The sequence below is a fragment of the Streptomyces sp. NPDC085900 genome (assembly GCF_044540925.1).
Taxonomy (GTDB): Bacteria; Actinomycetota; Actinomycetes; order Streptomycetales; family Streptomycetaceae; genus Streptomyces; species Streptomyces gilvifuscus.
Genome location: NZ_JBITSP010000012.1, coordinates 125,769 through 148,687 on the forward strand (window position 1 = coordinate 125,769; position 22,919 = coordinate 148,687).

General features: G+C 67.6%; 17 protein-coding genes and 3 pseudogenes. 8 read left to right on the forward strand and 12 right to left on the reverse strand.

Annotation, left to right across the window (positions count from 1 at the left end; translation table 11 throughout):
- Window positions 1–164: 164 nt before the first annotated feature.
- The gene (locus ACIGDI_RS33980) at window positions 165–650 is read right to left on the reverse strand and encodes a Ku protein (protein ID WP_399904879.1); all 486 of its coding nucleotides are present in this window, start codon (window positions 648–650) and stop codon (window positions 165–167) included.
- Between the two features lie 332 nt (window positions 651–982).
- Here ACIGDI_RS33980 and ACIGDI_RS33985 point away from each other — a divergent pair, with 332 nt between their 5' ends.
- Complete coding sequence (locus ACIGDI_RS33985) at window positions 983–1,567, forward strand: GNAT family N-acetyltransferase (protein ID WP_399904882.1); 585 nt, start codon at window positions 983–985, stop codon at window positions 1,565–1,567.
- A 27-nt stretch (window positions 1,568–1,594) separates the two neighbouring features.
- On the opposite strand, the gene ACIGDI_RS33990 is transcribed toward ACIGDI_RS33985, so the two are convergent.
- The 5 genes from ACIGDI_RS33990 to ACIGDI_RS34010 form a co-directional block, all read right to left on the reverse strand.
- On the reverse strand, window positions 1,595–2,293 hold the full coding sequence (locus ACIGDI_RS33990; protein ID WP_399904885.1) for an alpha/beta hydrolase: 699 nt from the start codon (window positions 2,291–2,293) through the stop codon (window positions 1,595–1,597).
- Between the two features lie 46 nt (window positions 2,294–2,339).
- Window positions 2,340–3,962 (reverse strand): alpha/beta fold hydrolase, encoded by a 1,623-nt coding sequence (locus ACIGDI_RS33995; protein ID WP_399904888.1) that lies wholly within the window; start codon window positions 3,960–3,962, stop codon window positions 2,340–2,342.
- A 377-nt stretch (window positions 3,963–4,339) separates the two neighbouring features.
- A complete protein-coding gene (locus ACIGDI_RS34000; protein ID WP_399904891.1) occupies window positions 4,340–4,978 on the reverse strand; it encodes a hypothetical protein in 639 nt (212 codons plus the stop codon).
- 281 nt (window positions 4,979–5,259) lie between these two features.
- Window positions 5,260–6,468 carry an IS701 family transposase gene (locus tag ACIGDI_RS34005; protein WP_399904894.1) on the reverse strand — a complete coding sequence of 403 codons (1,209 nt, stop codon included), beginning with the start codon at window positions 6,466–6,468 and terminating at the stop codon, window positions 5,260–5,262.
- A 122-nt stretch (window positions 6,469–6,590) separates the two neighbouring features.
- The gene (locus tag ACIGDI_RS34010) at window positions 6,591–6,752 is read right to left on the reverse strand and encodes a transposase (protein ID WP_399904897.1); all 162 of its coding nucleotides are present in this window, start codon (window positions 6,750–6,752) and stop codon (window positions 6,591–6,593) included.
- A 471-nt stretch (window positions 6,753–7,223) separates the two neighbouring features.
- Between ACIGDI_RS34010 and ACIGDI_RS34015 the strand changes: the two genes are divergently transcribed.
- A complete protein-coding gene (locus tag ACIGDI_RS34015) occupies window positions 7,224–7,838 on the forward strand; it encodes a hypothetical protein (protein ID WP_399904900.1) in 615 nt (204 codons plus the stop codon).
- A 57-nt stretch (window positions 7,839–7,895) separates the two neighbouring features.
- Here ACIGDI_RS34015 and ACIGDI_RS34020 read toward each other — a convergent pair whose 3' ends face one another.
- Window positions 7,896–9,242 carry a NucA/NucB deoxyribonuclease domain-containing protein gene (locus tag ACIGDI_RS34020; protein WP_399904902.1) on the reverse strand — a complete coding sequence of 449 codons (1,347 nt, stop codon included), beginning with the start codon at window positions 9,240–9,242 and terminating at the stop codon, window positions 7,896–7,898.
- A gap of 627 nt (window positions 9,243–9,869) precedes the next feature.
- On the opposite strand from ACIGDI_RS34020, the gene ACIGDI_RS34025 reads away from it, so the two are divergent.
- Entirely contained in the window at window positions 9,870–9,998 is a 129-nt protein-coding gene (locus ACIGDI_RS34025) for a hypothetical protein (RefSeq protein WP_399904905.1), read from the forward strand.
- Between the two features lie 67 nt (window positions 9,999–10,065).
- Here the strand turns inward: ACIGDI_RS34025 and ACIGDI_RS34030 are convergent, their stop codons facing one another.
- On the reverse strand, window positions 10,066–11,799 hold the full coding sequence (locus ACIGDI_RS34030) for an ISL3 family transposase (RefSeq protein ID WP_399904907.1): 1,734 nt from the start codon (window positions 11,797–11,799) through the stop codon (window positions 10,066–10,068).
- Window positions 11,800–11,882: 83 nt separating this feature from the next.
- Here ACIGDI_RS34030 and ACIGDI_RS34035 point away from each other — a divergent pair.
- Together ACIGDI_RS34035 and ACIGDI_RS34040 are read left to right on the forward strand one after the other, a co-directional pair.
- A pseudogene (locus tag ACIGDI_RS34035) lies at window positions 11,883–12,149 on the forward strand (transposase); the annotation flags it as partial.
- A 46-nt stretch (window positions 12,150–12,195) separates the two neighbouring features.
- A complete protein-coding gene (locus ACIGDI_RS34040; RefSeq protein WP_399904910.1) occupies window positions 12,196–14,280 on the forward strand; it encodes an ISAzo13 family transposase in 2,085 nt (694 codons plus the stop codon).
- 4 nt (window positions 14,281–14,284) lie between these two features.
- On the opposite strand, the gene ACIGDI_RS34045 is transcribed toward ACIGDI_RS34040, so the two are convergent.
- Together ACIGDI_RS34045 and ACIGDI_RS34050 are read right to left on the reverse strand one after the other, a co-directional pair.
- Window positions 14,285–14,674: a DUF6300 family protein gene (locus ACIGDI_RS34045; protein ID WP_399904913.1), complete on the reverse strand. Its 390-nt coding sequence runs from the start codon at window positions 14,672–14,674 to the stop codon at window positions 14,285–14,287.
- Between the two features lie 102 nt (window positions 14,675–14,776).
- Window positions 14,777–15,874 (reverse strand): hypothetical protein, encoded by a 1,098-nt coding sequence (locus ACIGDI_RS34050; protein ID WP_399904915.1) that lies wholly within the window; start codon window positions 15,872–15,874, stop codon window positions 14,777–14,779.
- A gap of 817 nt (window positions 15,875–16,691) precedes the next feature.
- Here ACIGDI_RS34050 and ACIGDI_RS34055 point away from each other — a divergent pair.
- The 3 genes and pseudogenes from ACIGDI_RS34055 to ACIGDI_RS34065 all read left to right on the forward strand — a co-directional run.
- Window positions 16,692–17,141 (forward strand): annotated as a pseudogene (locus ACIGDI_RS34055) (ATP-binding protein); the annotation flags it as partial.
- A 226-nt stretch (window positions 17,142–17,367) separates the two neighbouring features.
- Window positions 17,368–17,825: pseudogene (locus ACIGDI_RS34060) on the forward strand (MFS transporter); the annotation flags it as partial.
- A 115-nt stretch (window positions 17,826–17,940) separates the two neighbouring features.
- On the forward strand, window positions 17,941–19,497 hold the full coding sequence (locus tag ACIGDI_RS34065) for a hypothetical protein (protein ID WP_399904918.1): 1,557 nt from the start codon (window positions 17,941–17,943) through the stop codon (window positions 19,495–19,497).
- Between the two features lie 206 nt (window positions 19,498–19,703).
- On the opposite strand, the gene ACIGDI_RS34070 is transcribed toward ACIGDI_RS34065, so the two are convergent.
- Together ACIGDI_RS34070 and ACIGDI_RS34075 are read right to left on the reverse strand one after the other, a co-directional pair.
- Window positions 19,704–20,675 (reverse strand): hypothetical protein, encoded by a 972-nt coding sequence (locus ACIGDI_RS34070; RefSeq protein WP_399904921.1) that lies wholly within the window; start codon window positions 20,673–20,675, stop codon window positions 19,704–19,706.
- A 1,220-nt stretch (window positions 20,676–21,895) separates the two neighbouring features.
- Window positions 21,896–22,855, reverse strand: coding sequence for a WD40 repeat domain-containing protein (locus tag ACIGDI_RS34075; protein ID WP_399904924.1), 960 nt, complete (start codon window positions 22,853–22,855; stop codon window positions 21,896–21,898).
- Window positions 22,856–22,919 lie beyond the last annotated feature (64 nt).

The window sequence follows — 22,919 nt, forward strand, 5'->3', positions numbered from 1 at the left end:
AAGGGCGGTCGCCTACGCGGCGAAAGGCTCTGCAGGGCTTCAGCCGAACGATCGTCCCAGCAGGCAATAGGTGAGGCCCGGGGACACTGTCCCTTCACCACCACGCCTCTCACAACAGCCCTCCCCCGCCTGGCATTCCTGGCCAGCTGGAGGGGCATGCCGGGTCACGCGCTGCGCGGCTTGCGGCCGGTCGTCTTCTTCGCGGTTTTCTTGGCCGGGCTCTTCTTAGCCGTCGACAGGTCGTGGACGTCGGCGCCGCCCGTCTCGCCGCGAGAGGTGCGCGCCTTTTGCACCGACTCCTGCAGGGCGGCCATCAGATCCAGCACCTTGCCCGGCTGTTCTTCCGTCTCCGGGGCTTCGGGCAGCGGCTGATCTCCCCGCTTCGCCTCGATCACCTTCGCCAGCGCCTCGGTGTAGGTGTCGTGGAACTCCTCATCGTGCAGGTCCTCGCGCGTCATCGTGTCCACCAGCGCAAGCGCACCCTTGATCTCGTCCTCGTCCTCGTCCACGTCGACGGGCGGCGGGAGGATCTCGGCGGGGTCGCGGATCTCGTCCGGCCACCGCATCGCGTGCAGCACCAGGACGTCCTCGCGCACCCGCAGCAGACCCAGGCGCTCACGGCCGGACCATGCGTACTTGGCAACAGCCACCTTGCTGGACCTGCCCAGCGCCTCGACCAGTACTGGCGATCCCGGTTATCCATAGCTGCGGAATGGGCTGCCGGTCGACCGTACGCAGCGGCGCAGTGCGGGTGATCAGCCGCAGCTGTCCGTCGGGCGTCGCGACCGCGCAGCAATACCAGTGCTTCAGCAACGCCGCAGATGACGCCTTCGGCGGTGGTGCGGGAGCGGGCCTTGATCCTCCTCTGCACCAAGTTAAGCCAGGCGAACCCGGCAAGCAGAGGCATAGCAGACGAGGGCACCGAGGTATGACGGCGTTGATCATCATCTCGGCTGTATGATCCCGGAGCTACGGTGCAGTGGTGAGCAACGACTCTCTCCTGGGCCGCACCGTCCGCCTCATCCCACTCTCCATCGGCCATGCCGACGCGCTCTTCGCCTCAGCGTCGGATCCCGAGGTATGGCGATGGATGCCCCGGCCCCGCCCCGACTCTCTGACACAGATGCGGGCGTTGATCAGCGAGATGCTGGAGGATCCGGCTCGACGGTGCTTCGCGGTTCAACGCCTGGCGGACGAGACGGTAGTCGGCTCGACCAGCATGTATGCGCTTGATCTTACCGAGGGGCGTGCTGAGATTGGTGCAACCTGGTTCGATCGTTCGTGCTGGGGCGGCCCCTACAACGCCGAATCCAAGCTGCTGCTGTTCGGGCATGCCTTCGATGATCTGGGCCTGGTCAGGATTGCCTTGCGCACCGACAACCTCAACGTGCGTTCCCAGCAGGCCTTGACACGGCTGGGACTCGTGTACGAGGGGACGTTGCGCAGCCACATGCTGCGCCAGGACGGTACTCGTCGGGACTCGCTGTACTACAGCGTGCTTGCGGGCGAGTGGCCTGCCGTGCGCGACAAGCTATTCACCAGGATCGCGGCCAAGTCCACCGCCTGATCACACAGCTTGCCTGTATCTGCGGCATCAACGAGAGGTTGTGACTCCTTCATCGGGCTGGCGCGGGGTGTTGGCGGCGAGCAGTTCCTGCAGAAGGTCGGCGATGAGTTCGGGCTGTCCTACGAACGGGGAGTGGCCGGTCTGCCACTCGCGCACGTCGGTGCAGCGCGAGGCCATCTTCCGCTGCAGGACCGGGTCGATGGCCCGGTCCTGCGCGCAGACGACATAGGTGGCGGGAGTGTGCTTCCAGCTGTGGCGCTCTGGGATGCCTCGTCCGCAGCCGGGGGCTTGGGCACGCAGGAGGCCAACCGCCCAGGCGGCGAGAGGTTCGGGACAGTCGCTGTAGAGGGTGTCGGTGGCCCGGTCGGGGTGCAGGCTGGTCGAGCCGTCGGGCTCAGGGGTGATCGCGTCCTGGAGCTGCGGGGACGCGCCACCAAGACCAGCCGCGCTCTCGCCGACATCCGGCACGAAGGCCGCCAGATAGACCAGATATCCCGCCCCGCGCAGCCCCGTGATCACTGACCCGCCGTAGGAGTGACCGAGCACAATCGGAGGCTCTGGTAGCGAGTCGATGACAGCCTGGACCGCGGTTGTGTCAGCTGGCAACGAGCCCCGGTGGAGCTGGGGAATGACGACCTCAGTTCCTGCGCTCCGCAAGCGTTCCGCCACCAGAGCGAAGTGTTCGGGACGGTGATACAGGCCATGAACGAGCACCACGGCGGCCAACGCGACGCCTCCTCGGGTCGGTGTCGGACAAGTGATCCAGGGCCGGTCAGCCGTACCTCTGCAGCAGGCCGTCCACGTACACCTCCAGCCGTGCCCCGAGCACCTCGGACGTCAGATCGTCCCGCCCCAGGTCACGCCACGGCCCAGCCAGCTTCGCCGCGTCGGGGCAGTAGTGCAGGGCGTCGAGCAGCCGCCAGTACAGGTGGTCGGGGTCGTCGGCCAGGTCCCGGCCGCCGTGTGCCTCGTATCGCTCGCGGAAGTCCAGCCCGTACGCCGGCCCGTGCAGCAGCGCGAGCGCGGTCGAGCAGTGCGCCACGTCCAGGTCGGCAGGTCCCCACGAGGTCTCGACCCAGTCCACGACACCAGTGATCCGCAGCCCCCTCCCAGCTCCCGTGAAGAGCACGTTCCCGGGATGAAAGTCGCGGTGCAGAAAGCAGCCTTCGTATGGTGGCGGATTGCGGCGGATCACGTCCACGGCACGCTCCCACAGAGAACTGTTCGGGGCACGGACGCGCTCCGGGGACGTCCACGCCTGGTAGGTGCGCGGTCTTTCGTCCGGTATGACGCCGTGGACGCGGACGAGCTGGGCCGCGAGCAGGTCCAGGCGCAGGTCGAGGTCCTCCTCGTCCACGCGGACACGGCCCGGCAGCGCTGACATCAACAGGGTCGGGTGATCGCAATGTTCGGCCGTGGCATCCACAGCGACGAACCCGGGAGCCGGGATACCTTCCCGCCCGGCGAGCAGCGCCAGGACGCACGCCTCACGGGCGAGCAGTCCGGGGCCGTGGTGGCGGAAGAACGGCTTTACGAAGGTACGTTGCACCAAGTCCGTATCGTCGTCGAGCGTGAGCCGGCGCATCTGGGAGCTCCACCCACCGGACAGCAGGCACGAGTCGGCGACCGAGCGACCGTGGCCGAGCTGCTTGGCCACCCACCCACGCGTCGCCGTCCAGCCACGGTCGTCGAGGCCGGTCAACACCGCCCCGACGAACCCCCGCCGGTCCTCGGCGTGATCGCGGAACCACATTCCCAGCTGGTGCTGCGCGTCCGGAAGGTCGAGCCGCGTGTACTGGGCGCGCGCGGTCAGCGCGTCCTGTACGGCCTCGGTCACCGCGGTCGGGATTACGGCGTCCGTGCCCGGCACGGCGAGCACCGCCCGGCCCTCGTACGCCCGCAGCACCTCAAGCGCGGGCGCCTTACGCCAGCTGTCCGGCTGCCGGATGATGCCGCTGAACCGGCCGTTCCCGTCCCCGAAGGGCACGTCCCACGCCTCGGCGCTGTACACGGCGGGCGCGCACAGCCCCAGCGCCGCCACCCGATCCCCGTAATGCCTGACGAGATCGGCCACCGTCTGTCCGCTCATGCTGAACCCCACCAGGACCAGCGGCCCGTCCGCCCCCGCATAAGCATCGATCACCGCGACGGCCTGCTCGAACCGTCGCCGCAGGCTTAACTCGGTCAGTTTGCCGGTGCTTTCGCCGTGCCCGGAGAAGTCGAAGGCGACCCCTCGACAGCCGTGGGCCACGAACTGTCGCACCAGAGGGAGCAGTCGCTCCGTGCTGCTGGTGCCTGCGCCATGCAGCACCACGGCGGTGACCCCGGACGGATCACCGCCGTACACACCGCTGAGTTGTTCACCGTCGTGGTCGTGTGTGAAGTCGAAGAGCATGCCCCTATTCACTCACGTCGTGGCCTCCGTTCTTCGAGAGCGTCACCGCAAGCATCCGACCCTGGTCTCTGCTCTTCGAGCGGCGGCTGAGTTCGGCGGCGTACTGCGCGCGGAGGCCGCCCGCGGCGGCGGCCCAGCCAGTGGCCGCTCCGATGGAGACGCCAAGGACCTCGCTGAGGACGGCAGGGGGCATCTGCGCTGCGAGGTCGATCAGCGCGCTGTTGGGTCCGAGCCGGGAAGGCAGACCGTAGGACGCGAGGCGCTGCGCAGTTGGCGGGGGCTGCGGGGGCGGCCCGGGTGGGTGCCGGGCAGGAGCCAGGAGTGGTCAGTGCTCCGGCCGAGCGCGAGGGCGCTGTCGCGGTCTTCGGCGAGGTCGATCAGGAGTTGATCCAGCGGTGGGGGTACGGCGACAGGGTGGGGGCCGAGGGCGAGACGGACGCCTTGGTCGGTGGTGAGGACTTGGCCGGTGGTGAGAGCGGCGATCTTGGTGAGGGGCTGGCCGTAAAGGAGGACAAGGAGGCCGACGACGCGGTCGACAGCGGTGATGGAGTCGTCGTGCAGGAAGCGGTGGACCAGGCGCCATCGGGCAGTGTCCGGTACGGCCTGCCGCTGGGCATCGGCGGGAAAGTGACCGGGCGTCGGATGTGGTTGTGGCGGGCTGCCCACCGGACGAAGCCGCGGGCCTTGAATCGCATTACGGTGCCCTCGGCAAGCCATGTGTCGATGTCGTACTGGCTGCAGGCGGTAAGCGGGACTCCGTGCTCGCGCAGCCAGTGGAGGAACTGGCCGGACTGGGCGAGGCAGTAGCGGACGTTGGCCGCGGTGTGAGGTGACAGGGGGCGCTCGGGGTGGTGCTTGCGGCGCAGGCGACGCAGGTAGTGCCAGGTGACGAAGGCGTGCAGGAGCCGGCGCTCGACAGGATCGGTGGTGTTCTTGAGGTACTGGGAGACCCAGCGTTCCAGCGCGGCGAGTTGCTCGTCGCGTTCGGGCAGCACGTGGGTGGCGACGAGGATCATGCGGAGTTGGCGGTGCGGTCGGCCGGGGCGAGCTGGTCGAGCATGTCGTGGGTGACCGGCACGCCGGCGTCGTGGATCTGGTTGAGCAGCGCGGCCCGCCCTGGTTTGTTCAGCCACTCCAGTACCGAGGACGGCTTGCCGCCGGCCAGCGCGCGGAAGACGGGTTCTAGTAGTGCTTGGTCAGGTCGGTATCAGTTGTGGCATGTCGCGGTGACACGTGGGGCGGGCGCCGGTCCAGACCGCGAGGAGTAGCTGCAGTTCGCGGGCGACCTTGTAGAGGCTCAGGCCGGCGCCGTCTCTTTTGGGGACCGGGTGATGCGCTGGGGGGTGCAGAAGGCGTGCGCGACGGAGACCAGGGTGACGTGGTGGTCCCAGCCTCGCCAGGTGCGGCCCTCGAAGTGGGCCAGGCCCAAAACCTGTTTCATCTCGCGGTAGTCGTTCTCGATGCGCCAGCGCAGCTTCGCGGTGCGCAGAGAGTGGCCAGCGGAGTGTCGGCGGGCAGGTTGGACAGCCAGAACTGCACGGGTTCGGACTCGGTGGCGGGCCATGCGGCCAGCAGCCAGCGCACAGGTAGTTCGGGTCCGTCGGCTCTCTTGCGGATCTCGCGTCCGGCGGGCCTGATCCGCAGGGCCACGAACCGCGAGTACATCCGCTTCAAACCGCTGCGGCCGCTGCCCGGGCGGGAGCCTTCCCGCCACTGCACCGGCTTCGCCACCTGCTTGCCAGCCTCGATGACCAGCTTCTTCCCGGCCCGGGCCGGCTCGGGGTAAAACAGGCTGCGGCCGAGGCCCTCGACCGCCGTAGGGCGGGATGCAGGGCCTGGCTTCTTCCGGCTGGGCAGTGGTCGTGGTGGAGATGCCCACCACGTAGTCAAGCGCGCGTTCCTCCAGGCCGAGGCGGAAGGCTGCGGCATCGCCGTAGCCTCCGTCGGCGACGACGAGGGGCACCTCGATACCCCACGACCTCGTCTCGTCGATCATGTCCAGGGCCAGCTGCCACTTCTCGACATGACCGACTTCTTCGGGGATGCCGCACTTCGTGCGGCGGGCCGCCTTGGCCGGATCAGCCTTCGGTGAGGCGGGGTCCCAGCTCTCAGGCAGGAACAGGCGCCAGTCGACGGACGCCGACGCCGCGTCGGAAGCCAGGTGCAGCGAGACTCCGGCCAGGCAGTTGGTGACCTTGCCCGCGGTGCCGGTGTACTGCCGGGCCACGCAGGCCGAGGCGTCCCCGTCCTTGAGGAAGCCGGTGTCATCGACGATCAGCGCGGTCGGCTTGATCACCTGCTGCATCCGCCAAGCAAGGCGAGCGCGGACATGCGCCGCGTCCCACGGGCTGGTGGTGGTGAAGTTCGCCAGGGCCTGCCGGTTGCCGTCCTCGCCCAGCCGGGCGGCCATCGGCTCCACCGACTTGCGTCGGCCGTCCAGCAGCAGGCCCCGCAGATAGACCTCGCCCCACCGGCGTTGATCCGTCCGCGAGAACGGCTCGAACATCTCTGCCGCGAAGTCCTCCAGATCACACCGGACCGCGGCCAACTCCCCACCCAGCGCTCCCGGTCAACGACACACCCGATCAAACGGACACGCCACCGGCGAATCAACGTGACCAAGCACTACTAGAGACCCGACCGAAAAGGCTTGATGCCGTTGTCGACGAGGTAGCGCACTGCGTCGATCATCTGCCGGTGGCAGTAGCCCTCCGGACGCCCGCCACGACCCGAAAGCCAGCCCGGCACCGACAGCAGGTCCCTGACCACGGCCCACTCGGCATCGCTCATGTCCGAGCCGTATCAGGGCCGGCGCTGCGGCCGGTCGACCGCGTTTCCGAAACTGTGGGCAAGGCAGTCACACCCACGAATGGACGAACTGGACTCGGCGACCACGACCACGCGACACTTCGACAACAGGACCTCTTGCTTCTCGCTGGACTCGACATGCGCGAGCTACCAGGACGCCCTTCCTTCATGCACCCGCCCCGGACAACTCACCCGAACCAGGCCCCCCTTCGAACCTGCCCGACCGCGCGAGCGGATAGAGAACAGGCAGTCAGCGATCCAGCCGAGAAATTCGCAACCGTCGACAAGGCTGAAGCCGACCTTCGCCGCTGTCGGTCCGCTGCTGCGGCAGCATCGTGCCCGGCTTCCGGCTGCTCAGCGTCTCCTGCCCCGTGCGCCTCCCGCACTCTCGCAGGTCAAGGCTGGCCGACACGGATACTGCGCAACGGCTGCTTTCCTGAAAGGCTCCAAGGCATGCCAGAGATCAGCGGGGTTGGAGCAGTCAGCATCGAGCACAGCCACTTCTCAGTGGGCGAGCATTGGGAACGAGGCTTCGAACGCAGAGAGAGCGAGCCGGATTTCCAGACCGACGAACCAGTTGTCGCCGAACCCGGCCAGCTCGTCGTGACGTCGCGGGTTCAGGAGCACTCTGCGCCGGTCGTCCTGGCCGTCAACGACCAACTGGACGAGGCTCCTGGGCCGGCGTGGACACTGATCGCTTCTGTGGAGTACAAGCCGGTTTACACGGGCCGTATGGCAGTCTTTGACACGATGAACGGCCCGGCCGGGTCGGCCCGAGAATCGGTTGAGGTGTTCGGTCTGCAAGCTCAACCGGGCGAGCCGTTCATGGCCTTGGATCCGTCCCGTACCTACCGCGTGCAGGTGTGGTCACAGGGCCGGAGCGACTCCCGTGAACGGTTCGACGCTGCTATGGAGCGCGAGGAATGGGGGGTCCACGAGGGCTTCGAGGCGTATGTGATTGTCTTCGTGCCCTCTGGAACACAGGAACGGCCGACCCCCTCCGAATCCGGGAGTCGCCGGGAGCGTATGGCCCGTATGCATGGGAAGCCCCCGCTGAACATGCGCTGATCCACTTAGACAGGTCGGGGGCGGTCCGAAGGACCGCCCCCGTTTCGGCATGGCCGGTTACTTCACGAAGATGCCGTACTCGTTGTTGTGCAGGATCCGGTCACTGCCGTACCAGTCGGACAGCTCCGAGCCCGCCTTGCTGTTCTCGGCGCCCGGCACGTAGCGGACGGAGAAGTTTCCGTCACCCCGGCCAGCGCCTTCCTTGGTCGAGGCGAAGGGGAATTCGTCGCACTGGTAGGTGTCGTTAGGACGACTGAGACCCCGGCATGCCGCGTCCTTGGCGCTTCGGTTCTTGCGGGCCGTGTCGGCTGCGGCAGCGTCGTAGTTGGGCCAGTTGCGGTGCAGGGGCGGCCGACCGTTCCAGATGTCGCCCGGGATCACCTTGTTGGCCTTGCTCGGGTAAGTGGTCTGCGGCCTGTACAGCGCGTCGTAGACGTGGTTCGCGACGCCCTTGGTGTCGCTCTTGGCGCGGTCGTAGGAGAACGCCGGCATGACGCGGTCGAAGATCACTCCCTCGTCGTAGTACTTGCTGCCGAGAGACTTCGAGGAGTCAAAACGCAGACCGTTCTGGGGTCCGCTGCTCCACGGCGTGGTTGCACCGTCGCCGGTGACTTTCCAGTTGTGCTGGTACACGCAGGTCGCGATGTCGTCGGGGCCTGTGCCAGTGCCCTTGGCAGACACGAGGCCGTAGGCGATGTACTCGTCCCGCCAATCGCCAACGGTCGTCGTGAAAGGGTTCGAGGAGATGTCGGCGACCTTGCAGGAGCTGGAGGACGGCCATCCCGCCTGCGTCACCTCAAAGCTCATCAACGCGGAGTCGTTGAACACACCGGACGACGTGAGCTGGTCGGTGTGAACCTCGATGGTCGCGTCCCGCATGTTGTCGGAGCCGGTGCCGATTTCGGTCTCGCGAAACCGGACCATACCTTCGACTTCGCCCTGGCCGTTGAGCTTGATGGCCGTGTTGTAACCCCAGCGACAGAAGCTGAAGTGGTTGATCACCTTGCCGGCCGTTGTGTGTGCGTCCGGCATCGCTCGGCACTGTTCCTTGGTGAGGGCCGCGGCAGCGAGGATCCGCCTCTTCGCGGCGGCGGCACCTGTATCGGCGACGTACTTCTGACCGCTCTCCTGAGCGATCTTCTGCTCCTCGGCCTCGCTGGACGGTTGCGGGGCCTGCGGCGTCTCGCTGGTCTGCAGCCTTTGAGAGGAGACGAACGAGCGTTGCTTGGCCAAGCTCTGGTACTTGGCGCCCAACGGCAGATCGATGGGCTTGCTGGAGCGCAGCCAAATGACCTGCCCCTGACCGCTGCCCGCGCTGGGGGCAGCGTGCGCACTGGTCCCGGTGAGTATCGCGGCGAGGCTACCGATACCGAGAGCTATGGCGGTTAAGCGTCTGTTACGCATGGTGGGTTTTCTCCCATCTCGTGAACGGGGAGATCACCCCACCAGAGCTACAACATGCGAGCTATGCCCAACGCCACGGTTTGCACAGAGGCCCCACAGATTCGGTCAACTGTTCGATGATCGGGGGTGGTTGGAGCCTGTCCACATCTCACCCCTCCCGATGCCTGCCCGCCACAGCCTCAGCAACCGCCTCCCCTGGTCAGGGGTGAACAGGGTCCCGCCCATGCATGCAGAGACGGGAGGGGAGGCAGCGCGTGACCGCCATCGAAACCCTTGAGTGACACAACCGGCAGTCGAGATCAGCCACCAGGAACCGGACGCAAACCACCCTCACTTACCGAAGGGTCGTGTATAGCCTCTACCGCGCTCGTGTCCTGCGGCCAGTCAGCAGCCGCGTCCGGTGACCCCGACCGTCAGCCGCGCATCGTCGGCAGGCGGCAGGAGCGCATCGGTTTCCAGGCAGACGCTCCCGGCGAACACCGAGATCACGGGCATGTCCGTTCCCCGCGCCGGCCGGTTGGACAAGTCCAGTTCGTAGCACTCCCGGTTGGTGCCCGTCGCCTCGCAGAAGCAGGAGGAAGGCGTACCCGGCTGCGGCGGCGCCGACAGGGTACAGAACGGGTCCGCGTGGCAGCCACAAGAATGAACTCCACGGTGATGATGTCCGCCCCGATGGAACACTGCCCGACGCTGCACGAGCCGTCGCCGTCGCGGGCGGTGACCGTCGGCCCGTCCACCAGGGCCACCCGCCGATAGCTGCGCCGGTGCCGCTCGTTGAAGGCCGCCGCCGTCTCCTCCTCGCCGGGACAGCAGTTGAACACGGTCACGCAGTCCCCGCCGCACGCGCTGCCGGTGCAGCCCTGTAACGCCGGCCAAGCCAATGCATCCCGTACTCCGCCGCGCAGCACGTCGCCCCCAGGAGGATGCCGGTCACGGTGATGATGCGCGGCTGCACCCGGGCAGGGCCGAGCGCCCCGCCGCCGACCACAGTGTTCGTCACCGCCCGCTTCACCAGGTAGTCGTCGATCCCCTCGAAGGACAGCGGAAGGAACCCGGCGAAGTCGGCGCTCCCGGGGACGTCCGGGTCGTACCAGGGCGCGGGGCTGTCCGGGTCGTCCGGTGTCGTGTACGGGAGTTGCTCGAAGACCTCGTTCGTCAGGGTCTCGCAGTCGCAGATGGCCGAGCCGGAGTCCAGGGGTGAGCCGACGGTCTCAAGGTAGGCACGCAGGCGGGCCGTGTTGATGACCTCGATACCGCCTACGGAGAGGAAGTCGGTCAGCACGTGACACAAGCAGACGCCCAGCGACTGCTTCCCAGCGGCACCACCCGCACCAAACAGCCACACTCCGGCGATCGCTACGAGTTGACCGTCGGGCTTCGGTCCCGGATCGGGTGCGTGTCCGCGCCCGGTCCGGTAGCGCCGCAGATGCCGCTGAACAGCCAATTCACCACCGGGATAGCCGAGTTGCTTGATCTCGCGGTAGAGCTGGGCGGCGTTCCTGACGCCCTCGTTCCAGCGCTGGTGCAAGTAGCCGACGTACGGGTCGACGACATGCACTCGTTGGAGGCTCTTAGCCACGACATCGTCGGCGGAACGGGCGCTGACCAGTTTGCGGACGGTGGCTTGGTGCAGCCCGAGCTTCCGGCCGATCGCCGCCTTCGACATCCCCTGCTGCCACAGCTCATGGGCCGCAGCATGCTGCTCACGCAGCCGGATCACGATCTTCAGGTCTTTCACCGGCTGGACCACCTCGGGCTCCACCTCCACCTGGTCGGGGGTGGATTTCGAGCCGGGAGACGGTTCTGCCAGGCGGGAGCGATGGGCGTTGACCGTCTTCTCGACCGCCTGGCCGAGGTTGGCCCACAGGTGGTAGCGATCCGCGACCTGGTCGGCCTGCGGCGCCCCGACCCGAGCGCCCTCCCCGTAACCGCTGGAACGGTCCCGACAAATGACCTTCACCTCAGGGTGATCACGGAGCCAGGCAGCCAGGTCCTCGCCTTCGCGGCCGTCGTAGAGGTGCAGCGGCCGGTGGGTGGCCATGTCGATCAATACCGTGCCGTAGTGGCGGCCCTTGCGGAAGGCGAAGTCGTCGACGCCAAGGATCTCCACCTTGCCGATCTCCGGCTCGGGCAGGGACCTGACCAGCCGCAACAGTGTGTCCTTGCCTATGGTGAGGCCGACCGCGGACGCCAGTCGGGCTCCTGCCCGGCCGGCCAGGGCCAGCCCGATCTGGGTCAACACCTCGCGCAGCAGCGGGGTATGCCGGCTGTGCGGGGTTGTCAGTCCTGAGATCTGTTCGGCGAACGTCACCGCCATGCAGGCAGGGTTTTCGCAGCGGAAGCGGCGCACGCGTAACTCGATCACGACACCGAGCCCGCCCACGGAGACATCACGCAGCCTGCGTACGTACTGGCCGTGCACTCGGGCCGAGCTCTGACCGCACCCACAGGAGCCAGTCGTCGCCCGCACCCGCGCTCTCAGCACCACCCGGTCCGGTCGTCTCTCCACCTCCTCGATCACCAATGCGGACAGGTACGGAAACAGCCCCAGGAGCACATCACGAGAGCACGCGATGCATGATCGCGAACAGACGGAGCAACGTACTCAGCCGTCCGGATCACAAGATCGTCGACAGAACCAAGATCAGGGACGGGCAGGTCGCGAACCGTCCGGTCTACGTCGTGATGGCGGTGACCGTGGACGGCACCCGCGACATTCTCGGCATCTGGGCCGGCGACGGCGGCGAGGGCGCCAAGTACTGGCTGCACGTGTTCACCGAGCTGAAGAACCGTGGCCTGGACGACGTGCTGATGCTGGTCTGCGACGGACTCAAGGGCCTCCCCGAGGCCGTGGAGACCGTCTGGCCTCGCACGATTGTCCAACCGTGTGTGGTTCACCGAAGCCGTAAAGAATCAACCCGTTGCTTTCATAGGACAAGATCGTTGCTCTGGTATGAGCTTCGCCGCCGACGTTCTGGATCAGCTCGCGCTGCGGTTCCAGGTCGTCTTGCCGCATCTGAACGAGCGTCAACGACGTCTTATGCTGGCCCAGGAGGCCCGACTGCTCGGACACGGTGGGGTACGGGCCGTTGCGCGGGTGGCCGGCGTGAGCGAGAGCATGGTCCGTAACGGGGTGTTCGAGCTGGAGGCCGGTGGGGATCCGCTGCCGGACGGCTGCGTCCGGCGCCCCGGGGGTGGCCGCAAGCCCGCCGAGGAACAGGATCCTTCCCTGATTCCTGCGTTGCTGAAGCTGGTGGAGCCGGACGAGCGGGGTGATCCGATGTCGCCGCTGCGCTGGACCACCAAGTCCCTGCGCAACCTCGCAGAGGAGCTGACCCGGCAAGGGCACCCGGTCTCCGCTCCGACCGTCGGCCGGCTTCTGAAAGGGCAGGGCTTCAGCCTGCAGGCCAGCGCCAAGACACTGGAGGGCAAGCAGCACCCCGACCGGAACGCACAGTTCCGCTACATCAACGAGCAGGTCAAAGGGCACCAGTCCGGCGGTCAGCCGGTCATCAGCATCGATGCCAAGAAGAAGGAACAGCTGGGGCAGCTGCCGAACCCCGGGCGGCAATGGCGCCCAGCCGGCGATCCGGTGCAGGTGGAGGACCACAGCTTCTACTTCATCGGCCCCGACGTCGACGTGGCGATACCCTTCGGCATCTACAATCTGGCCCACGACAGCGGCTGGGTGAACGTCGGCACCGATCACGACACCTCGGTGTTCGCCGTCGAGTCGATCCGCCGCTGGTGGCGGGCCCGCGGGCGGATGGACTACCCGGATGCCGACAGACTGTTGATCACCGCGGACTGCGGAGGATCCAACAGCTACCGCTACCGGCTATGGAAGGCCGAACTCGCCGCGTTTGCCGCCCAGATGGGTCTCACGGTGACCGTCTGCCACTTTCCGCCGGGCACCTCGAAGTGGAACAAGGTCGAGCATCGGCTGTTCTCCCACATCACCATGAACTGGCGTGGCAGGCCCCTGACCAGCCACGAAGTCGTGGTCAACAGCATCGCCGCGACCCGCACCCGCACCGGTCTGCGCGTTCACGCCGAGCTGGACACCGGGACCTACCCGGTGGGAATCTCCGTCAGCCGCGAGCACTTGCACTCTCTGCCGATCACACCCCATGACCAACACGGGTCCTGGAACTACACGATCGCCCCGGTCTGCACTGCCGGCACTCGCGCGGTCAACACGAGCGATCGGGAGAAGAGCAGGTCGCAGGTTCTGGCGATGCTCGCCGATCCGCGTCTGAGCGGCATGACCTCATCAGAGTTGGAGGCACTGTGCGCCCGGCTGGCCCCCGCGCAAGCCGCCCAGGCCGAACAGCGCAAGTTCCAGCAGCGCGGCGGCCGACGTCTGAAGGCCCCCGGAGCACATGGCAGGCCCCTGCTCTCAAACGCCGACCGCATCCTCGTCACAGTGACCTACCTGCGCCGCGTCTGCTCCCAGAAGGTTCTGGTCGACCTGCTCGCCATCAACCCGGTCACGATCGGCCAGGTCATCAGCGAGACCCGCACACTCATAGACGCGCAGAAGATCACGATCTCGCAGACCGCGCACTATTTTTCCTCCGCCCAGGAACTACGCGACTGGGCAAATGACGGTGCGGCCACCAGCCGAATGGATCTCTCCCAGACCCTGTCCCACCCCGCACTCACCGGCATGCCCCGGCCGGACTTCCAGGCGCTGATCGACCGGATCACCGTGCCCTACCAGGCCACGATCGAACAACGTCGGCATCGCAAACGCGGCGGCGACCGGCGCCCCGGAACCCGTGGCGGCGTCTTCCGCCAAAAGATCACCGACGCGGACCGGATCCTCGCGACGGTCCTTTCCCAGCGAGATCTATGCAACCAGCAGACCCTGGCCGACCTGTTCGGTGTCAGCCGCGGCACCATCCGCAACGCCATCGACGATGTCCGTCCCCTGCTCGAACAGGACACATACGTCCCGACACTCGCCGAACGACGCTTCGCAACGGCCGCCGACGTACTCGCATCCGTCACAGAAGACAGCGAAACACCTTGTTGAATTCTTACAGCTTCACCTCCTGCGGAACAGCTTTCGTTATGCCGCCCGTCAGGACTGGGACAAGTTCGAGGGCCGCCTGACCCCGAGCAACAACTGACCACCAACAACCAAGATCAGCCGTAAATTGACACACCCCGCGACGCCACCGGATGAAAGCGTGGGCGGCGGGACGGTGAGCCTCACAGTCCGCGCAAAGCGCCAACCACACCCCGGTCCCCAGCGGCCCGTACCAGTGAAGGAGCAGCTGCCCGCCGCAGTCGGAGCAGGCCCGCTCCCTACGGTCGTCGTCACGGCGTCCCCCGGATGTATGCAGCCGAGTAAGTTCTTCGTCGCTGGTGTCGTCGAGGGAACCATCGAAGTTGCCGACGCGGAAGAACCTGCCGTCAGGGCGCACCAGGTAGCGCCAAGTGAAAGACAGACGGGCGCCTTTCGGGGTGGACGCAGGGCGGCGTCCCCGAGTGGAAGGGTGGGGGCCACCGCCCTGCGTGTGACCCGTTCAGGAGCGCGTCAAGGGGTCGAGCAGTCGGTGGAAGGCTTCGTCGCTGATCCTGCTGTAGATGGTCTCCGAGGGCAGGACGGACCCGGGACATGTGATGTCGTCCCCGTCGATCTGGCGGGACGCGACCTTGCGGTGGGTGCGCAGTTCATAGACGTCCACGACATAGTGGGCGACCTCGACGTAGAGGGTGAAGTCCGGCATCCGACCGGGGTAGACGGTTCCCACTCCGTTGTTGTAGGCGTAGTCGCACCTGGTGTCAGAGCTGCGACCGGCGACGTCGTGGTCCCGTCGTACGCAGGCGATCAGCTGCACTGCGTCGGCCGCTTGGGGGTTGATGGCGGACGACGCGGAAGCCGTCTCGGCGAGCGTGAGGTGGTGGTAACCCCCGTCCGTTTCCTGGTAGATGACGAGCGGACGGGGCGAGCCGCCGTATGCCGCTGCGCTGTCATAGGCAATACCGGGGGTCTCGCAGGCCGCGCCCAGTTTGTCGATGCTGGGCAGCGCGACCTCGTGCCGGGGAAGGAACTGCCACTTCGCCAGCCAGCCGAGCATGCCCGCCAGGACTATTGCGGCCACAGCGACGCGGACGCCTCGCTGGTAGTTGCGTGGGGCCGGAGCACGGGTCATGAGGGCGCGGACCAGATCGCTGCGTCGGCTGACCGTGCCGATCGCGATCTCCGCATTCTGGCCCTCAGCCTCGACGACCAGCACGTCGGATGTCTCGAGGCCGAGCCTGCGGGCTGCCTTCTGCCACTCTCGTACATCAGTCCAGGCAACGGCCCGTGCTGGGCGGAACTCGGATGTGACGACAAGTCCGCCCTCGCACACCGCGATCCACTGCCGGCCCCCCGGGAGCCTCGACGGAACGGCAGAGGCATAGATGAACAACCCGGCAGGTATGAGCAGGGCGAGAAGGACCGCCGCGACGGGATTGCGGACCAGCACCAGAACGAGGCAGAGGCCGCCCACGGCTGCTGTCAGCAACGGCGAGAAGGGTCGTGTCCACAGCGCCAGCCGTGAGCGGTGCACCCGCCGCACGGCGCCGAGCCCATGGCCGTTCGCCACTTCCTGCAGGCGCCGGCGCCTGCGCGTCACCAACCCGAATCGCCGCCCGTTCGGTCTGTCGCTCCCTTCGTCGCTTCGCGCCTCGCTCTGAGACCCCGTGTCTGTCACGCTGTCCTCCCCTAGTGCCGGACCCGTGTGAGGGCCCGGCCAAGTCGATCGAGAGCGGGCCCGGCATCGACGGACCGTCAAGGCAGGTCACTGCTGCACCCGGCAGAACCGGAGCGAGCACAGGCCGCGTGTACTGAGCGGACCTCTGCCCTGCAGCCGACCTGCGCTCTCGAAGTGTCATCTTCCAGGACCTGATTCTGCCGTCGCCACCCATGGAGGGTGCCGCGGAATGCGTACCACGTGGCACTACATCCCTGCCCTCTCCCGCCCTCGCCAAGAACTTGTGGGCCGACCGGTTCGGGGACGTCTAAGGCGCTTGCGGCCGTTCCTTCATGGTCCAAGGCCGGGAAGTTGAAGCTGGTCAGAGGGCTATCCAACTGCGGCGCTGTGGTCAGCAGGCGAGGGTGTAGGTGGCGGGGCCGGTCCTGTGGATGAGGCCGCGGTGGGCCCGTTGGGACATCTCGACGCGGAAACCGTTGATGTTGGTGATGCCGAGGCGGTGGGCGAGGTCGCGGGCGCGCCGGGAGTTGTCGGAGCGGCTGCGCAGGACAGCGAGAGTGAGCGCTCTGCGGCCGCCGAGGTTGCCCTCGGCCTGATACTCCCGACCACGCGGCGGCCGCCGCGGCCGCCCGCAAGACGGCCGCCGACAAGAAGCCGGCGGAGGTGACCGAAGTCGAGGAGCGGTCGCTGGAGACCTACGACCGGATCTTCGGCGTCATCGACGGCGGGCTGAGCACGGGTGAAGGGGCAGCGTGATGAGCACGAAGAACAGCACGAACCAGACCAGGACGGCCCGCGACGTCGGCTCAGAACTCATCTACCTGACCAAGCGTTGAAGGCCCAGGCCCTGCGGGACGCGGCCGCCCGACTGGCCGAGCGGGCCCGTGACGAGGGCTGGAGCCACGAGGAGTATCTGGCCGCCTGCCTGCAACGAGAGGTCGCAGCCCGCGACTCGCACGGTGCTGAGGGACGCATCCGCGCCGCCCGTTTCCCCTCCCGCAAGTCGCTGGAGGACTTCGACTTCGACCGCCAGCGGTCCGTGAAACGCGAGGTCATCGCCCATCTGGGGACGCTGGACTTCGTCGTCGGCAAGGAGAACGTGATCTTCTTGGGGCCGCCCGGCACGGGCAAAACCCACCTCGCGACCGGGCTCGGAATTCGGGCCTGCCAGGCAGGTCACCGGGTCGCCTTCGCCACCGCCGCCCAGTGGGTTGCCCGCCTCGCCGAAACTCATCAAGTGGGCAGGCGGGCTGCCGCCGACTCCTCTCACAGAGGGACGCCTCCAACGTGCGCCCCTCCCGGTCCTTGCGGCATCGCCTTCAGGGGATGCCGCAAAGACCGACACCACCATGAGCCCTGGACCTGCCCCTCGGCTGCGCCCACGGGGAGCATGTGCGCCTTCCACTTCCCACCGGACCGACGTCGACTCCACCCACGCGGGCAGCATCCTCGCCCGATGCTCGTCTTCAGCATGGGCATGGGTATGGAGTTCGTGTCGCTCACCCTGACCGCGCTGTCCAACGTCACCGTCCACGAGTCCGGCGCGGCCTCCGGGCTGCTCTACGCTACCCAGCAGGTGGGCGGTTCGCTCGGCCTGTCCATCCTGGTCACGGTGTTCGGCACGGCCGGCCGCGACGCGGCGCACACCCAGGTCCCCGCGTTCCTGGCGCAGGCCACCCCGGCCGAACGGCTGCGCTTCGGGCGGACCGGACATCTGCCGTCGCCCTGGTCCGACCAGATCCTCACCGCCGGTGTCTCGGCCGCGTTCGTGATGGCCGCCGTCTTCCACGTGATCGCCGCCCTGATCGCCGTCATGGTCGTCCAGGTACGCCTCGCGGACCTCGAACGCCTGCGGGCGGCGGCGACCGGGCCACCGGTTGACCACGATGTGATCACAAACGGAACCGGCCGCCCTATCGGCTCCTCACCATTGGCCGTACACTGCCAATTCATAAGCAAGCGGGCTGTATTGACGGGGGGAGCCCACCATGTCTGGGGATTTCTACGGCCAGAACAGATTCGTACCGCCCATGCCGTCGAGTCCTCCGCCCGCGCCGCCGGACGCAGGCCGGGCCGTCGCCGTCGCCCTGCTCAACCTCAGCGGTCTGGGCCTGGGTTACGCGCTGCTGCGCCGCTGGGTCCTGGCCGCCGTGTGCTGGGCGGCGACCGTCGTCCTGCTGCTGGTGGCGCTGCCCCCGGACGCCGACGGCGTGCCCGGGCTCGCGCTCGGCCTGTACGTCGTGTTCCTGGTGCTGGCCGCCGTCCACGGCGCCGTCGCCGCACTGCGCACGCGACTGGCCTGGCCGGGACGGTCGCCGATCGCGATCCTGCTGGGCGTGGCGCTGCTCGCCGTACCGGTGGGCGGGTCCGTGCTGTACGACAACGCCCGCCAGGAGGCCATCGAACAGGCCCTCCTCGACCGGCTCCAGAAGGCCGACGACCTGGTGACAGCGGCCGGCCGGGACTCGTTCGGCAGCGGCAAGTCCGACTACAGGTCGGCGCTCGAGACCTACCGGAACCTCGCGGTCCACCACTCGGGCTCCCGCGCGGCGGCCGAGGTCCCCGACCGGATGAAGACCTACTACGCGACGGTGGGCGCGGCCTACGGCCACAAGAACTACTGCGACGCCGTCGCACCGCTCGAGTACCTGCGCACGGTGCCCGACACCATGCCCAAGGACGCCATCGGCTCTCTGCGCACATGGCCCGACGACCGGCTCGCCACCTCGCTGTACGAGTGCGGTTCGCAGCGGATGTCCGGTGGCGACTCGGACTGGGTCACGCAGTACGGCAACCTGCTGGACACCTTCCCCGACTCCGAGCCGGCCGCGAAGGTCGCCCCCGCGGTGAGTTCGGCCGTCGACGCCGCCGCCAAGGAGGTACACGGCGACGACCCGTGCACCGCCGTCTCCCAGCTGCGCGAGCTGAAGACCCAGATCGGCGACCTGTCCGGCAGCGCGGGCGAGCAGTCGAGCGACCTCGACAAGGACGCCGACCGGGCGGGCGCGAAGGCCGACGCCGGTGACTACGACTGCGGCGTCCACCAGTACAAGCACGGCGACTTCGATGAGGCCCAGCAGACCCTCACCGACTTCGCCTCCGCTCACAAGCACGACAAGAACCGGGCCCGCGCCCAGAAGATCGCCATAGCCGCCGAGATCGCCCAGACCATCCCGGCCGCCGGCAAGAAGCTGCCCACCACCGCCTCCGGCGGCGGCATCTCGGTGACGGTGAAGAACGACAGCCCCGACGACATCACCGTCCTCTACACCGGCCCCGTCACCGGCAGTTTCACCCTCAAGGCCTGCGGCAGTTGCAAGGCCTACTCCTTCGCCGACACCATCACCCCCGGCTTCAAGCCCTGCTCCAGCGGCAAGAGCTACCCCCAGCGCACCATCAGCCTGCCAGCGGGCACCACCTACTTCGTCCACAAGCCCAAGAACCGCACCACCTCGTCGCCCGCCAAGGACACCGCCAAGATCAGCTCCGGCTACATCTACACCGAGTGCTCCTACACCACGCAGAGCCTCGGCAGCGGTCACTGACGGTCCGTTCCCGACCGGTGGCGCCGAGCGTCACCGGCCGGGGCGAACCGCCGGGTGTGCCATGAGCATGTAGTGCCCTCCTTCATCACGGGTCACGGTGCGATCACGTGCAGATCCGCGAATGCCCAGGGCCCTGGGCTCCATGCGTTCGGTGTCCGGGGCCGGCCGTCGAGGTGGTGCTCGCCGGCCGGCCACCGCACCGGCGCTCAGTCCTTGGTCTGCTCCAGTGTGGACTTGGTGTCGGACTTCAGCCAGTCACGGACCTGGCTGAGATCTGGCGGGCTCGTGTCACTGTCGTACGTCGTGCGGTACTCGGTGAACTCCATGGTGTACGTCATCCAGCCGTCCCGGGCGGCGAGAGTGGCATGGATGGATCCGCTGGTCGTGCCGCTGGTGGTGTCGTTGCTGACGAGATACGCCTCGTCACCGATGCCCTTGACGATCTCCACGTCGTAACCCGAGTGGCTCTTGCGGTAGTTCTTCCACAGAGCGGTGAACTCCGCCGCCGGATCGGTCTTCTTGTGCAGGTCCATCTGCATGGTGAGATAGGCATCCCCGTAGCTGGACGGGGTCTTCTTCAGGCTCAGGCTGCAGTAACTCTCGTCCAGCGCGTCGGACTTGAGGGAGTTGCGGAGCGGCGAGGAGTCGTCATCCGGGTACTCGTCCTTGAACGACGAGTAGTCCGCGCCTGTGCACAGGTTCGAGGGGGTGCTGTAGCCGCGCAGGTCGGCGCTGTCGCCCCGGCCGAGGAGGAACAAGCCGCCCGCCCATGCGGCGGAGGCGACCACCGCGCCGACGACCGCCCACAGCACGGCCCGCCCGGCGCCGCCACCGCCACCCGGGGCCGCTGGGACGGGCACGGGGCCGTAGTAGGGCTGCGCGGCATACGGGTTGCCCGGCGGGTGCTGGGGCTGGGGCTGGGGCTGCGCAGGCTGGCCGACCAGGGTGGGCTGGGCGTAGAAGTTCGGCTGGGCCGGTGTGGGCGCGGGAGCCGGCGGCGGGTCCGATCCCGGCGCACCCGGAGCCGCGGGCTGCGGATTCGGGGACTGCGGATTGGGGTGCGGATACGCGCTCGGGGTCGCCGGCGTCTCCGGCGTCTCCGGCGTCTCCGGCGTCTCCGGCGTCTCCGGGGTGCCTGGCTGATCAGATGGCTGCGAAGCCTCGGGTGGCGTGGACATGATGTGAAGATAGTGGGCGATAGGCGTCAAGTCCCATGGCATCCAGGATCGTTATGGTCTGGGGACGGATCTCGTACGGAGCAGAGGGAACCGAACGAAGGAACCGCGTCAGTCCGGAACCACCCCCCGTCGACATCCGTCCCGCCACCGAGGCGGACGTGTCCGCCGTCTGCGACCTCGTCAAACGTCGCGACCAGCACGAATCAACTCCCGTACGGAGCCGCAAACTCCGCAGGAGTGTTGGACGACTTCACCCGCCTGCGCGCCCGCTACCCCCGGCTGGTCGCCGAGGCCGACGGCGAGATCGCCGGCATCGCGTACGCCTTCCCCTGAAAGGCCCGGCGCGCCCACGACTGGACGGCCGAGGCCGGCGTCTACGTCTCCCACCGCCACCAGCGCCGGGGCCTGGCCCTACACGCATCTACTGAAAACGCTGGAGGCGCAGGGCCTTCAAGAGCGTGATCCCCGTCATCGGCCTGCCCAACGACCCCAACGTGCGCCTGCACGAGGCGCTCGGCTTCACCCCTTGCGGCACCCTGCGGACGGCCGGCTTCAAGCCCGGAGTGGCACGACGTCGGCTTCTGGCAACGAGAGTTCACACTGCCCGCCCCGCCCCGCCCGGCGCGTCCCGTGGCGGATGCCGCCTCAGATTACGGCGTTGCGCCTGATCGCAAGGTCGGCTGTGGATCTCGCTGCCGGCCGGACGCAGGAAGCCACTGACAATGCCTGGTGCGCAGGACCCGTCGCGCTGACCGTGCGTGGTCTCAATTGTGGTCTCGATTGCAACCGGATCCGCTGGCGTCCAGAGCAGTACGGCAGCGTCGGAGCGAAGGGTTGACCAGGCGCGAGGTCGGCAGTCCATCCCGGCAGACGACCTCGCCGACCTAGTCCTACAGAGCGATCGAGTCGCGCATCCCAATTGGCGGTCGAGTCGCCGCGGGGCTCCGGGCGGCCGACCATGTTCTCTGAGCCATCCGCCGACGGCCGAGCCCACGACCGTGACCCGCGATAGATGTTCGAAGCCCTCGCTCTGGACCAGCGCACTGACCGGATCCTGCCAGCGCGAACAACTGCAGGCCGCACTCACCGCTGCCCACTACGAACTACTCACCCTGCGACGCAAGGTGGGGACGCAAGCAAGCGACTGAAAAGGCCCGCTTCGTCTCGCTAACGCTGTGGCTCCGGCGGTGAGGTCAAAGGCCGACTGATGAGCTCGCAGCCTAGGCATAAAGGGCGATATCGCCCTCACGCGTCCCTGCCGCGAACACCACGGCCCCGTCCGAACGGACCAGCACAGCAAAACTGATCCCGGGCAGGACCGCGTCGACCGCATTGCCTGTCACAGGATCCCATTCCCACACCTTGTCATCGCCCGTGCCCGAGACGAACAGGCGGGAGGCCCCGTCCACGACAGCCGCCGTCAAGGTCGGATACTCCGACTCCGACCCCAGCCTTACAGGTGCTCCGAGCAACTCGCCTGTCGCCGCGTCCCATCGCCACAGGAGGCTGTCGCGGTCCACGCACACAATGAGATCAGATCCCGTGGAGAGCCTCAGAGGCACGATCTGGCGAACAGCATCACCGGGCCCGGTGATCGGGTCTCCGACCCTGACGCCAGTAGCCGCATCCCAGAGGAGGATGACGCCCGCCTCATCACCAGAGGCGATCACCGCGCGACCAGTATCGCTCGCGGGGACAACCGCGACAGCCATCACGCAGCCCATATGTCCGGCCAAGGGCGCGCTCAGCGGTTCGCCGGTGGCAGCATCCCAGCGATGAACGAGTTGGTGGACGTGGCCGGCACCTGCGAAGAACGAACGCCCATCGGGCAGTAGGCCGGCCGCCACGTCCCAGATAGTGGTGACCTGTTCCATGTGGGGGCTCGGCAACGACGTGCCCGTCAACACATCCAGACGCTCGACGCCGTCCTCCGACGCAACGGCGAGAACAGCACCGCCTCCTGCCGAGTGGGCAACGGCGCACTCACCGCCCCCGGCCCGGAGATCCACCTGCCAGGCCTCCCGGCCGCCTCGCGGGTCCCAACGGGAGACCCGGCTCGCGCCGTCGGAGAACGACAACAACGCCAGTTCGCCGTCCGACTCTGCCAGTACAGGCCAAGCCCCGTAGGCGCGGCCAGTGCGTATCACCGACGTCAACGAACGCTTCATGAACGGCTTCACGGCCTGACTCTACGACGCACCTCACGAACTCCTCAGCCCAGCCGATCCCAGCGGCATGCCGTCG